Origin of the sequence: Halobacteroides halobius DSM 5150, from assembly GCF_000328625.1 — a bacterium.
Taxonomy (GTDB): domain Bacteria; phylum Bacillota; class Halanaerobiia; order Halobacteroidales; family Halobacteroidaceae; genus Halobacteroides; species Halobacteroides halobius.
Genome location: NC_019978.1, coordinates 169,939 through 182,266 on the forward strand (window position 1 = coordinate 169,939; position 12,328 = coordinate 182,266).

Genomic DNA, 12,328 nt, shown 5'->3' on the forward strand with positions numbered 1-12,328 from the left:
TTATTATAGGATAGAAAGGAGAATATTATGAGTGATGTTAGAGTAAGATTTGCGCCTAGTCCAACAGGCCAAATACATATTGGAAATATTAGAACGGCTTTATTTAATTACTTATTTGCTAAAGAAAATGATGGAACTTTTATACTACGAATTGAGGATACTGATCAAGAACGCTCTACAAGTGAATTTGAAGAGGTAATTCATAAAGAGATGGAATGGCTAGGTTTAGATTGGGATGAAGGAGCTAATGTTGGTGGTGATTTTGGCCCGTATCGTCAAATGGAAAGATTAGATATCTATGAAGAATATATAGAAGAATTATTGAATAAAGATTTAGCATACCGTTGTTATTGTACTCCAGAAGAACTTGATCAAATGAGAGAGGAACAAAAAGCAAATGGTCAGCCACCTCGTTATGATGGTAGATGTCGCAACTTAACAGAGGAAGAACGTCAGGAACTAGAGGCTGAAGGCAGAGAACCTGTAATTAGATTTCAAAGTCCTGTTAAGGAAAGAGAAGTTGTGGTTAACGATTTAGTTTATGGTAACGTATCATTTAGTAGTGATGTAATTGATGATTTCGTAATTGTTAAGTCTGATGGAATTCCAACTTATAATTTTGCTGTAGTAGTTGATGATCATTTAATGGAGATTAGTCATGTGATTCGAGGAGAGGATCATTTATCTAACACCCCAAAACAGCAATTATTATATGATGCTTTTGATTGGGAAGCACCAAACTTTGCTCATTTACCAATGATTTTAGGTTCTGATCGTTCTAAGTTAAGTAAGCGAAGTGGAGAAGCTTATGTTTATGTTAGTGAATATCGAAAGAAAGGTTATTTACCAGAAGCTTTAGTTAATTTCCTTTCTTTATTAGGTTGGTCTCCTAAAGATGAAGAAGAAATACTAAGTAAAGAAGAAATTATAGATAGATTTTCTATAGATGGAGTTAATGAAAGTGCTGCTGTATTTGATGTAGAGAAGCTAAATTGGATGAATGGAGTCTATATTAGAGATACTGAACTAGATAAAATTGTTGATTTAGCTCTACCTTATTTAGAGGCAGAATATGATCTTAGTGATAAATCTAAAGAGTGGATTAAACTATTAGTATCTACTGCTCAGGAGTCTTTAGATTATATAGCTCAGATTACAGATGAAGTAGAGGTCTTTTTCAGTGAATTAGAGTATGAAGATAAAGAAGAAGCAATTGAGCTCTTTCAGGAAGAAGATGTTGATTTAGTACTTAAAACTTTAAAGGAAGAATCTAAAAAACTAAATTCCTTCAAACAACAAGAAGTTAGAGATATGATGAATCGAGTGCGCAAGGAGTTACCTGTTGGTGGTCGGTTATTCTTCCACCCAACAAGAATTGCTTTATCAGGTAAGACTTCAGGACCTGCTTTATATGATGTTGCTACTTTATTAGGTAAAGAGGAAACTATAAAAAGATTAGAGCGAGCTTTATCTTTGATTTAATAAGTATATAGCCAATAGCTAAGATAAGGAGTAGTAAACTAGTTAGCTTTTATGATAGAGAGTAAGGCCACAGGCTGAAAGCCTTATTAAAAGATGCTAGTTGAATGCCCCTTTAAGCTGAGTAGTTGAAGGAACAGTAGACTATTTCGTTTAACCAGCGTTAATGGTTAAAAGTCGGTTTTATGTTTAACAAACAGAGTGGAACCGCGGGCCTTTCGTCTCTGTAACAAGAGAGGGAAGGTCTTTTTTATTTAGAATTAATTTATGGAGGTGAAGTTAGTGATTAATATCTTGAGTATGATTAAACAGGATACAAATGTTATTTTTGAACGTGATCCAGCAGCTAATGGCTTATTAGAGGTTTTATTGACTTATTCTGGTTTGCATGCAATTATATTTTATAGATTGGCCCATCCATTATATAATTTAGGCTTAAGAACAATCCCTAGAATAATCTCTCAAATTGGTCGTTTTCTAACGGGGATTGAGATTCATCCAGGAGCTAAGATTGGCCCAGGATTTTTTATTGATCACGGGATGGGTGTTGTAATTGGAGAGACAACGGAGATTGGATCTAACGTAACCTTATATCAAGGGGTAACCTTAGGAGGTACTGGAAAAGAAACAGGAAAGAGACATCCCACTATTGGAGATAATGTGATGATTAGTGCAGGCGCTAAAGTACTGGGCTCGATTGAAATTGGGGATAATGTGAAAATTGGTGCAGGAGCAGTTGTTTTAGAGGAGGCACCTAATGATTGTACAGTAGTTGGCATTCCTGGAAGGATTGTAGTTAAAGATGGAGAGAAACTGGAACAAGACTGTGCTGATTTAGAACATGGCGATTTACCAGATCCAGTTCAAGAGATGTTATTATGTATGAATACCAGAATAAAGAAGTTAGAAAAACAAAATAATAATTAGAAAGGAAGTGATTAGGATGTCATTGAAGATTTATAATACTTTATCTAGGCAGAAAGAAGAGTTTAAACCCTTAGAAAAAAATAAAGTAAAAATGTATTCTTGCGGGCCAACTGTTTATGATTACTTTCATATTGGTAACGCTAGAGCTTTTATTGTACCAGATATTATTAAACGTTATTTAGAATACCAAGGTTATCAAGTAAAGCACGTTCTTAACTTTACTGATATTGATGATAAAATGATTAAACGGGCTAATGAAGAAGGAATTACTGTCAGTGAGTTAGCAAATGAATTTATTGAGGCTTATTATAAAGATACGGCTGCTTTAAATATTAAAGAAGCTGATGTTTACCCTAGGGCTACAGAGCATATAGACGAGATGATTGAATTGATTAAAGATTTAATAGATAAAGGATATGCCTATGAAAGTAATGGTGATGTTTATTTTAGGGTAGATAAATTTTCTGATTATGGTAAATTATCTAATAAAAAGATAGAAGATTTACAAGCTGGAGCTAGAGTAGAAGTTAATAACCGAAAGGAAAGTCCGATAGATTTTGTACTTTGGAAAAAAAGTAAAGACGGAGAACCAGCTTGGGATAGTCCTTGGGGAGCTGGAAGACCTGGTTGGCATATTGAATGCTCTGTAATGTCAACTAAGTATTTAGGTGCTAAGTTTGATATTCATACTGGTGGGGTTGATCTTACTTTTCCCCATCATGAGAATGAAGTTGCTCAAAGTGAAGCCCACTGTGGTAATCAGGTTGTTAAGTACTGGTTACATAATGGTTATATTAATATTGATGGAGAAAAAATGTCTAAATCACTAGGTAATTTCTTTACTACTCGAGAGATACTAGAGGAATATTCTCCTGCAGTAGTGCGCTTCTTTTTGATTTCTAAGCATTACCGCAGTCCCATTAACTTTAGTGACCAAGCTTTAGAAGAAGCAAAAGCTGGTTTGGAACGTTTAGAAAATACAGTAGATAAACTAGATCATTTATTGAAGCAAGAGCCTATAGAAGGCGAACTGAATGGATCTCACATAAAAAAAGTTTGTAAGAGTAAAAAAGAAAAGTTTATTACAGCAATGAATGATGACTTTAACACTGCATTAGCAACTGGGGCTTTATACGAGTTAGCTAGAGAGCTTAATCGATTTATAAGTAAGGATGATTTTGAGTTAACAGCAGATGTTAAAGAAAGTTTACAGTTAGCTAAAGATTTGTTTGCTGAATTAGCAACAGATGTATTAGGAATTTTAACTGAGCGGGAAGTAGCAAATCAAGGGTTAGTTGGCCCGCTAGTTGAACTATTATTGGATTTAAGAGAGGATTTAAGAACTAAACAAGAATATCAATTAGCAGATAAGGTAAGAGATGAATTAGCTGAATTAGATATAGAAGTAAAGGATACTCCCCAAGGAACAGAATGGAAAATAAAGTAGGTGAAATTAATGTTTAATAACTTAAATAACTTTCCTAGCCGACCAAGATTATTGTCCCCGTCAAGTTTAGCTTATATAGGTGATAGCGTTTTTGAGGTGTTTATACGTACGTTTTTGTTAGAAAAAGGTGGTAAGCCTAATCGATTGCATCAAGAAGCAATTAAGTATGTTAATGCTACAGCACAGGCAAATTTATTAGAGGAATTAAGACCAGAGTTAACTAAAGAAGAAGCAGTCATTGTCCGGCGCGGAAGAAATACTAAGACTAATTCTCCAAGTAATGTTGATCAAGCTACTTATCAATATAGTACAGCTTTTGAGGCTTTAATAGGCTATTTATATCTAGCTGGAGAAGAAGAGAGATTATTAGAGTTATTTGCTAAGATAAAAGAGCTTCTACATGCGGATAGGGATTAAAATTGAATTATATTGATATTTTCCCAGCAATCTAAAAGTTAAACTATATGTTAATAATAATCGAGTATTCTAGAGGTGAAATTATGCAGATTACCAATTTTGAAGCAACTGGATTAGAAAAAGTAACAGCCTGGATTAACAAGAATGGTATTAAAAATTTAAATAAAGATGCTGTTAAAGAGGTTTTAAGGACAGTAAATATTTCTTTTATAGCTGAAGAAATAACTAGAGCAGAAAGTACCTTATTATGTGAATTAAAAGATTCTTATGTCCAACAGAGTCAAAGGTATGTGACGATGGATGAAGAGTCATATTCTTTACCTGATTTAGCGGATGATGATAAAAAAAGGGCCAAAAAATTAGTTAATAAAGCATTTGCTTTATATGATAGGATGTCAGAACTTAAAGCAGGTGATTTTAAGGGACGGCCACAAGTTGATAATTATAAGCATGGGATACCAATTGAAGATGCAAGATAGTGTGACTTGTTGCGATATGAAAAGTATCGCCTAGTTTTGTAGAGTTAATCTGCAATAATTAGAACTAAGAGACTAAACAGTCAAATGATAGAGTAACGTCTTGAAGGGCTGTCATTAATGCTCCGAATTGCATTAAGTATATTAAGATACTTAATGTAATAAGCTCGGTGAAGTCAAGGGAAAGTTACCGTAATTATACGAAAGCTACCTCAGTCAGGTGGTGTAACTGATACCTTGGATGCCTTTAAAATATCTAATGATTAGTATGTACCATGAAGGTACTGACGAACCTCTGAATGTACAGGTCTAGACATCTAATAGCTAGAAATAGTTATACCAACAAAGATTGGTATATGTGTGATGAGTAAGATTTGTCGATATGAAAATCGTTATACACTTAAAGGGTGTATATCCATAATGGAACATATAGGCTTAAAGGAGGAATCTAAGGGTATATATAATAGGTAAGGTCTCTTGGAACAAGGAAAGCTAACAACGCTGAGGGCTTAATCTCTTTGAAGCGGTGGTATAGAAATGTAATTATAATATACCTTAATGTTAGTGATAGTGTTGGCATGAACCGATAATACTCTAGTAGAATAGAGTTAGGAATAGCCAGTAGTCAATAGTTTAAGGTACAAGATATGTCATTTTATCATAAGGTTCTTGTAAGACTAAGAAAGGTGAAGTCTCTGTAAGGAGGTTTTAGCCGACTTATGACTGCGTTAGAGAAGAAGCAAGTTGAGAGCAAAAAGAAAAGTAAGTTAAGAAACAACGAATATTATGATACCCAAGAAATTCAGGATATGTTATATGAATATAGTGAGAAGGGTTATAATTTTAAAAGTTTAATGCAACACATTACTTCAAGAAAAAATATACTTTTAGCTTACAGAAATATTAAGAAAAATACTGGTAGTAAAACTAGAGGTACTAATAATAAAACCATCAAGGATTTAGAAGAGAAATCTACAGAGGAACTTGTAGAATATGTGAGAAACAGACTTGAGTATTATGTACCACAGTCTGTAAGAAGGGTTTATATTCCTAAACCTGATGGTAGGAAAAGACCTTTAGGCATACCCACAATTAAAGATAGACTTATTCAACAATGTATTAAACAGGTTTTAGAACCTATCTGTGAAGCTAAATTTCATAACCACAGTTATGGTTTTAGACCTAATAGGTCAACTAAACACGCTATAGCAAGAATAATGTATTTGATAAATTTTAGCAAATTACACTATACAGTTGATATAGATATCAAAAGTTTCTTTGATAATGTTGACCATAACAAGTTGAAGAAACAATTGTGGAGTATGGGAATAAGAGATAAAAAGCTAATCTCTATACTGGGAAATATGCTAGAAGCAAAAATAGAAGGTGAGGGTGTTCCAGAGAAAGGAACACCGCAAGGTGGAATAATCTCACCTTTGCTTTCTAATATAGTATTAAATGAAATGGATTGGTGGATTTCCAATCAATGGGAAACATTTAAAACAGATTATAAATATAATAGAAAAGGCGACAAAATTACAGCCATAAAGAAAACAAATCTAAAAGAAATCTATATTATAAGATATGCAGATGATTTTAAAATAATGTGTAGAGATTTTGAAACTGCAAGTAAAATTAAGATAGCTACAATTAAATGGTTAAAAGAAAGATTAAATCTTGAAGTGAGTGAGAAGAAGACGAGTATAACTAATCTTAAGAAAAATCATACTGAATTTTTGGGGATTAAATTGAAGGTTGTCAAGAAAGGCAATAAATACATTTGCAGGTCAAAAGTAGCCAATGGAGTAAAACCAAAATTAATTAATAAATTTAGAAATCAAATACAGCGAATTAGAAGAAAAACTACACCAAAGGAAGTATCTAAGTTAAATTCAATGATATTAGGAATGCAAAATTACTACTCTATGGCTACATACGTAAATAAAGATTTCAGTGATATAGCCTTCAAAGTTAACAGAACCTTAAGAAAACGCCTTAGTGAAATATTGAGTGAAAAAGGTACTGAATCAAAAACTTTCCAGAAATTTTATGGAGAGTATAACTATAAGCCTCATTGTGTAGCTGGAATTAGAATATTTCCAATTGCTGGTGTAACATTTAAAGCTCCAATGAATTTTTCGCAAGAAATATGTGATTACACCAGAATTGGAAGGGAGAAAATACACAAGAAACTTAGAAGTGTATCACCAGTAGTTTTAAAATATTTAGTTGAAAATCCAGTTAGGGATAAATCAATTAAATATAACGATAACCGAATTGCCAGATATTCTGGACAAAATGGTTGTTGTTTTGTTACTGGTATTCCTTTAGGGATTGGAGATATTGAATGTCATCACAAAAGACCTGAAAAAGATGGAGGTAAGGACACTTACAGAAATCTTTGCTTGGTTACTAAGGATATTCATAAATTGATACACGCTACAAAGAAAAAGACAATAAAACGCTACTATGATAAGGTGAAATGTTACTTTGATGAAAATACCTTAAGTAAGCTCAACAAACTTCGAACTAAGGCAGGAAATGACTGTATTGAACTATCTTAAACTATGATGGAACGCTCAGTGAGTACGAAAGTCTCATGCTGAGTGTGAAGAGGGGGAAAAGCTGGAAATAGATAACATTACTATTGAAGGCTTACCTATCTCTATTATTTTACCATTAGCCACAAAGACGAATGTTTCAGTAGCAATGACAGGAGATAAACTTTATGAGCTATTTTCTTTGCTATACAATAAAGAGTTATCTGACCTGTTTAGTGAATTTAAATTAGAAATTAGAAAGCAATTACCAGATAGTATAATTAAACTGCTACCAGTTAGTTATAATAATAATGATTTATTAGAAGAGTTATATCAAGCTGAGTTTAAAAAGATAAATGTAAATAATAGAATGGTCTTATTAGATTCATTTGCTAACTTAGATTTAAAAGTCGGACTGGGAGCTGCTACTAGTACTTCTGCTCAAACTCCTTCACAAAAGCTACAATTATGGGGCCTAGAAGCTACTAGTAAAGCCCAAGGGTTAGCTAAGAGGGTTTTAGGTTATGGACATGAAAGTATTGCTGAACAAGCTAGAACAACTTTTGGCATGATGTGTAGTATGGTTACTTATCATCAACAAATTCGTCATAGGCTGTCAGAAAATCACAGAGAGAAGTTAGAGTCTTTGATTTTAGATAGCGATAGAGATGTATGTTTGCCGCCGACTATTAAAGAATCAATTTTCAAAGAAGACTTCTTAAGTTTAGTTAGGCAGTTTAAAAAGTTTAGAATTTATCTTTATAAAAAATATAATTTAGATAAGATTTTACCCTTTTTATTAAATTGTGATCAAATCAAATTAATTATAGCGACCAATGCTAGAATAGATATAGAGATGTTAGCTGAAAGGATATGTAGGAATGCGCAATGGGAAATAAGAGAGTTATCTACTAAAAAATTAAAGCAGTTAAGAGAATTATCAAATATTTTATATGAAAAAGCTCTTCCTTCATGTGTTTATGGGAAGTGTAAGGAAGGCAAACTTACTTGTGGTAAACAACAGCAAATGCGCAAGGAATGGAGGAGTTAAAATGGCTCAAGTTGAAGGAAGAAATCCGGTTATTGAAGCTTTAAAAGGTGATAGAAAGATAAAAGAGATTTTAATGTTAGAAGGTGCTCATGGAGCTGCAATTGATACTATTTATGATTTAGCTAAACAAGAAGATGTTGAAATAAAAAAGGTGGATAAGGGCCAACTAAATAATATGGCTAAGTCACATGCTCATCAGGGGGTTATTGCCTTGGCCCAAGATTTAAAATACTGGCAGTTAGATCATTTGGTACAATATGCTAAAGAAAAATGTATTGCTGCAGATAAAGAGGCTCCATTTTTAGTTTTATTAGATGAAATTAAGGATCCACACAATTTTGGAGCCATTTTGCGAATTTGTGATGGAGCAGGTGTTGATGGAGTGATAATTCCCAAAAGAAGGGCAGTTGGTTTTACGCCAGCAGTAGCTAAGGCATCTGCTGGAGCAATTGAACATGTACCAGTAGCTCAAGTGACTAATTTAGCTAGAAGTATAGATCAATTAAAGGATAAAGGTTTTTGGATAGCTGGAGCTGATATAAGTGGAGAACAAAACTATTTCACTGCTGATTTAAAAGGCTCTTTAGGGTTAGTAATAGGTAGTGAAGGGACAGGTATGAGAAGGTTAGTTAAAGAAAAGTGTGACTTTCTAGTTAAGATGCCAATGAATGGTAAAGTAGATTCTTTAAATGCTTCAGTAGCTGCTGGGATCTTAATTTATGATTCTATCCGGCAAAGAATGGAAGGTTAAAGGTGAAAAAGTTAGTTATAATCAAGATATTATTGATTATTTGTTTAGTAAGTTCAATTGATTCTAGTATGGCACTAAATTTGTCAGTGATAGAAAAGATTAAGCAGTATAACTTACATAACATAACTTCTACCTATACTACTTATTTTAATCCTGAAGATAAAAATCGGGTTACAAATATAAAAGTAGCAGCCCAAAAAATAAATGGAACAGTAGTATTACCTGGTCAAGTCTTTTCATTTAACAAGGAGGTTGGCCCGCGAACAAAAGAGCGAGGATTTAAATCAGCTTCAGAGATAGTTAATGGTAAATTGACTCCTGGAATTGGAGGCGGAATTTGTCAACTTTCATCTACATTATACAATGCTATTTTATTAGCTGATTTAGAAGTAGTAACTAGATCTAATCATTCTCGTCCAGTAAGTTATGTACCATTAGGTAGAGGAGCTACTGTATATTATAATTTAATAGATTTTAAGTTTAAAAACAATACATCTACCCCTTTAATGATAATGGCTCAAATGACTAGAGGGCAATTGACAGTGAGTATTCTTGGTAATTACTTGGAAAGAGAAGTAGAAATAATTACCACTAAACCACAAGTGCTAAAAGCTAAAGTAAAAAAAATAATAGATTATAATTTAGAAGAAGGAACTACAAGGATTTTGAATTCTGGTAGAAAAGGATTTAAAGTCACAGTTAAAAAGGTAATAACTACAGGAAAAAAAATAATTGAAACAGAAATTATTTCTACAGATATTTATCCTCCGCAGCCTAAAATTATTAAATATAATCCTAAAGAATAAAATGAAGGAAAAAGTTTCAACTTACCTCTTCTTGACTGAGATGGATTATGTAAGTTATAATAATGAAGAAGCGGTTATAATAATAAGTCAATAAGCTAGATTATAAGATACTGAATTATAATAGATAAGGGTGGAGGAAATTATGGCAAAACCAATCTCACAGCAAGAGGTGTATGCTAATTATAATAATATGTCAGATGATGAATTGGTGGAATTGGCCCAACAAGGAAATAATTTAGCTATAGAATATTTGATAAAAAAATACAAAAATTTTGTAAAAGCAAAAGCTAAGTCCTATTTTCTAATAGGAGCTGATCGACAAGATATTATCCAAGAAGGGCTAATTGGTTTATACAAGGCGATTAGGGATTATGAGGTTGATAGATTAGCATCTTTTCGTTCCTTTGCTGAATTATGTATTACCAGACAGATCATTACTGCTATTAAAACAGCTACCAGACAAAAACATCAACCTCTAAATTCGTATGTTTCCTTAGACAAACCGATTTTTAGTAAGGAATCTGATAGAACTTTATTAGATGTTTTAGAGGGTCATAAAATTCATGACCCTGAAAAGATATTTGTTACTAATCAAGCATATGATTATTTAGAAAAAAATATTAAAGAAATGTTAAGTGATTTGGAATTTGCTGTATTAAAAGAATATTTACGGGATAAAAGTTATGATGAAATTGCTGATACATTGAATAGACATGTCAAGTCGGTAGATAATGCTTTACAGAGAATTAAAAATAAAATCAATGATTTTTTAGAAGAAAATGATTTCTAATTAAAAGTAGAGATAAGAGTATTAAATTGGAGTTAAATGGATTATATGGGATATGATTTAATTCAATCAATTGATTTAACTCTTGACCTCTTTAAGCAAAGGATATATAATATCGTTAATGCTGTGGCTAGCAGTGGTATTATATATCTTGCGCAGAGGTTTATTTGCCCACATAGCTCAGGCGGTAGAGCGCATCCATGGTAAGGATGAGGTCACCGGTTCAAATCCGGTTGTGGGCTCCAATCTAAAACTGAATATCGTTACATAATAAGCTAGGTAATCATAAAGTTATATTTAATTAATGATAAAATTTAGGAATAATTAGGAGGGAATAAAGATGGCAAAAGAAAAGTTTGAGAGAAGTAAACCCCATGTTAATATTGGTACAATTGGACACGTAGACCATGGAAAGACAACAACAACAGCTGCAATTACAAAAGTATTAGCAGCAGGAGAAGAAGGGTCAGTAGAATTTGGTGAGATTGATAATGCACCAGAGGAACAAGAAAGAGGAATTACAATTGCAACATCTCACGTAGAATATGAAACTGCTAACAGACATTATGCTCACGTTGATTGCCCAGGTCACGCAGACTATGTAAAGAATATGATTACAGGTGCAGCTCAGATGGATGGAGCAATCTTAATTGTATCTGCAGCGGACGGGCCAATGCCACAAACAAGAGAGCACTTATTATTAGCTCGTCAGGTAGGGGTACCAGAAATTGTAGTATTCTTAAATAAAGCAGACATGGTAGATGACGAAGAGCTAGTAGAGTTAGTAGAAATGGAAGTAAGAGAATTACTTAACGAATATGACTTTAATGGAGACGAAGCAGAAATAGTTACAGGATCTGCTTTAAAGGCATTAGAAGAGCCAACAGGAGAATGGGCAGATGCTATTAATGAATTAATGGATGCAGTAGATGAGCAGATTCCTACTCCAGAAAGAGATACAGATAAAGAATTCTTAATGCCAATTGAAGATATCTTTACAATCACAGGTCGTGGAACAGTAGCGACAGGACGTGTAGAGAGAGGAAGAGTAGAAGTAGGAGATGAAGCAGAGATAGTAGGAATTAAAGAGACAGAAGATACAGTAATCACAGGACTTGAGATGTTTAGAAAAGAAATGGAATTTTCTCAAGCAGGAGATAATGTTGGTGCTTTATTAAGAGGTATTGATAAAGAGGATGTAGAGCGTGGACAAGTATTAGCCGAGCCAGGTTCTATTACACCACATACTAAATTTAAAGCAGAGGTTTATGTACTAAGTAAAGATGAAGGTGGACGACATACTCCATTCTTTGATGGATATAAGCCACAATTTTATTTCAGAACAACAGATGTGACAGGAACAATTAACTTACCAGAAGGCGTAGATATGGTAATGCCTGGAGATAATATTGAGATGGATGCAGAGTTAATTTCTCCGATAGCAATGGAAGAAGGGTTAAGATTTGCGATTCGTGAAGGTGGAAAGACAGTAGGAGCCGGTGTTGTTACTGAAATTATTGAATAATTGAGTTTTAACCACCTTAGAAAAGCAGGTTAAGATCCCTGCTTTTCTATTGTTTTTTATAGATTCTAAAGGAATAATTGTTGACTTTTGGTATATAATATGATAAAGTGTATCCGGTGTAA

General features: G+C 33.2%; 11 protein-coding genes, 1 tRNA gene and 1 other annotated feature. All 12 genes read left to right on the forward strand.

The window, feature by feature from the left end; translation table 11 throughout:
- Positions 1 to 27: 27 nt before the first annotated feature.
- The 12 genes from gltX to tuf all read left to right on the forward strand — a co-directional run bounded on the left by gltX (position 28) and on the right by tuf (position 12,206).
- The gene (gene gltX, locus HALHA_RS00830; RefSeq protein ID WP_015325904.1) at positions 28 to 1,482 is read left to right on the forward strand and encodes a glutamate--tRNA ligase; all 1,455 of its coding nucleotides are present in this window, start codon (positions 28 to 30) and stop codon (positions 1,480 to 1,482) included.
- An 11-nt stretch (positions 1,483 to 1,493) separates the two neighbouring features.
- Positions 1,494 to 1,708: a binding site (T-box leader), on the forward strand.
- 62 nt (positions 1,709 to 1,770) lie between these two features.
- Positions 1,771 to 2,406: a serine O-acetyltransferase gene (cysE, locus tag HALHA_RS00835; RefSeq protein WP_041607902.1), complete on the forward strand. Its 636-nt coding sequence runs from the start codon at positions 1,771 to 1,773 to the stop codon at positions 2,404 to 2,406.
- 22 nt (positions 2,407 to 2,428) lie between these two features.
- Entirely contained in the window at positions 2,429 to 3,853 is a 1,425-nt protein-coding gene (gene cysS, locus HALHA_RS00840; protein ID WP_342662851.1) for a cysteine--tRNA ligase, read from the forward strand.
- Positions 3,854 to 3,862: 9 nt separating this feature from the next.
- Positions 3,863 to 4,270, forward strand: a complete 408-nt coding sequence (locus tag HALHA_RS00845) for a Mini-ribonuclease 3 (protein WP_015325907.1) — start codon at positions 3,863 to 3,865, stop codon at positions 4,268 to 4,270.
- 83 nt (positions 4,271 to 4,353) lie between these two features.
- Entirely contained in the window at positions 4,354 to 4,749 is a 396-nt protein-coding gene (locus HALHA_RS00850) for an FAD-dependent thymidylate synthase (protein WP_015325908.1), read from the forward strand.
- A 716-nt stretch (positions 4,750 to 5,465) separates the two neighbouring features.
- A complete protein-coding gene (gene ltrA, locus HALHA_RS00855) occupies positions 5,466 to 7,310 on the forward strand; it encodes a group II intron reverse transcriptase/maturase (protein WP_015325909.1) in 1,845 nt (614 codons plus the stop codon).
- 145 nt (positions 7,311 to 7,455) lie between these two features.
- Positions 7,456 to 8,337 (forward strand): FAD-dependent thymidylate synthase, encoded by an 882-nt coding sequence (locus tag HALHA_RS00860; RefSeq protein WP_015325910.1) that lies wholly within the window; start codon positions 7,456 to 7,458, stop codon positions 8,335 to 8,337.
- Position 8,338: 1 nt separating this feature from the next.
- A complete protein-coding gene (gene rlmB, locus HALHA_RS00865) occupies positions 8,339 to 9,088 on the forward strand; it encodes a 23S rRNA (guanosine(2251)-2'-O)-methyltransferase RlmB (RefSeq protein ID WP_015325911.1) in 750 nt (249 codons plus the stop codon).
- A gap of 2 nt (positions 9,089 to 9,090) precedes the next feature.
- Positions 9,091 to 9,894: a VanW family protein gene (locus HALHA_RS00870; protein ID WP_015325912.1), complete on the forward strand. Its 804-nt coding sequence runs from the start codon at positions 9,091 to 9,093 to the stop codon at positions 9,892 to 9,894.
- A gap of 142 nt (positions 9,895 to 10,036) precedes the next feature.
- The gene (sigH, locus tag HALHA_RS00875; RefSeq protein ID WP_015325913.1) at positions 10,037 to 10,684 is read left to right on the forward strand and encodes an RNA polymerase sporulation sigma factor SigH; all 648 of its coding nucleotides are present in this window, start codon (positions 10,037 to 10,039) and stop codon (positions 10,682 to 10,684) included.
- 166 nt (positions 10,685 to 10,850) lie between these two features.
- A tRNA-Thr gene (locus HALHA_RS00880) sits at positions 10,851 to 10,926 on the forward strand.
- 95 nt (positions 10,927 to 11,021) lie between these two features.
- A complete protein-coding gene (gene tuf / locus HALHA_RS00885; RefSeq protein ID WP_015325914.1) occupies positions 11,022 to 12,206 on the forward strand; it encodes an elongation factor Tu in 1,185 nt (394 codons plus the stop codon).
- Positions 12,207 to 12,328 lie beyond the last annotated feature (122 nt).

Bases quoted from the DNA above. Each gene is read 5' to 3' on its own strand.
- gltX (WP_015325904.1), top strand. From the start codon at position 28: ATGAGTGATGTTAGAGTAAGATTTGCGCCTAGTCCAACAGGCCAAATA.
- HALHA_RS00845 (WP_015325907.1), top strand. From the start codon at position 3,863: ATGTTTAATAACTTAAATAACTTTCCTAGCCGACCAAGATTATTGTCC.
- HALHA_RS00850 (WP_015325908.1), top strand. From the start codon at position 4,354: ATGCAGATTACCAATTTTGAAGCAACTGGATTAGAAAAAGTAACAGCC.
- ltrA (WP_015325909.1), top strand. From the start codon at position 5,466: ATGACTGCGTTAGAGAAGAAGCAAGTTGAGAGCAAAAAGAAAAGTAAG.
- HALHA_RS00860 (WP_015325910.1), top strand. From the start codon at position 7,456: ATGACAGGAGATAAACTTTATGAGCTATTTTCTTTGCTATACAATAAA.
- rlmB (WP_015325911.1), top strand. From the start codon at position 8,339: ATGGCTCAAGTTGAAGGAAGAAATCCGGTTATTGAAGCTTTAAAAGGT.
- sigH (WP_015325913.1), top strand. From the start codon at position 10,037: ATGGCAAAACCAATCTCACAGCAAGAGGTGTATGCTAATTATAATAAT.
- tuf (WP_015325914.1), top strand. From the start codon at position 11,022: ATGGCAAAAGAAAAGTTTGAGAGAAGTAAACCCCATGTTAATATTGGT.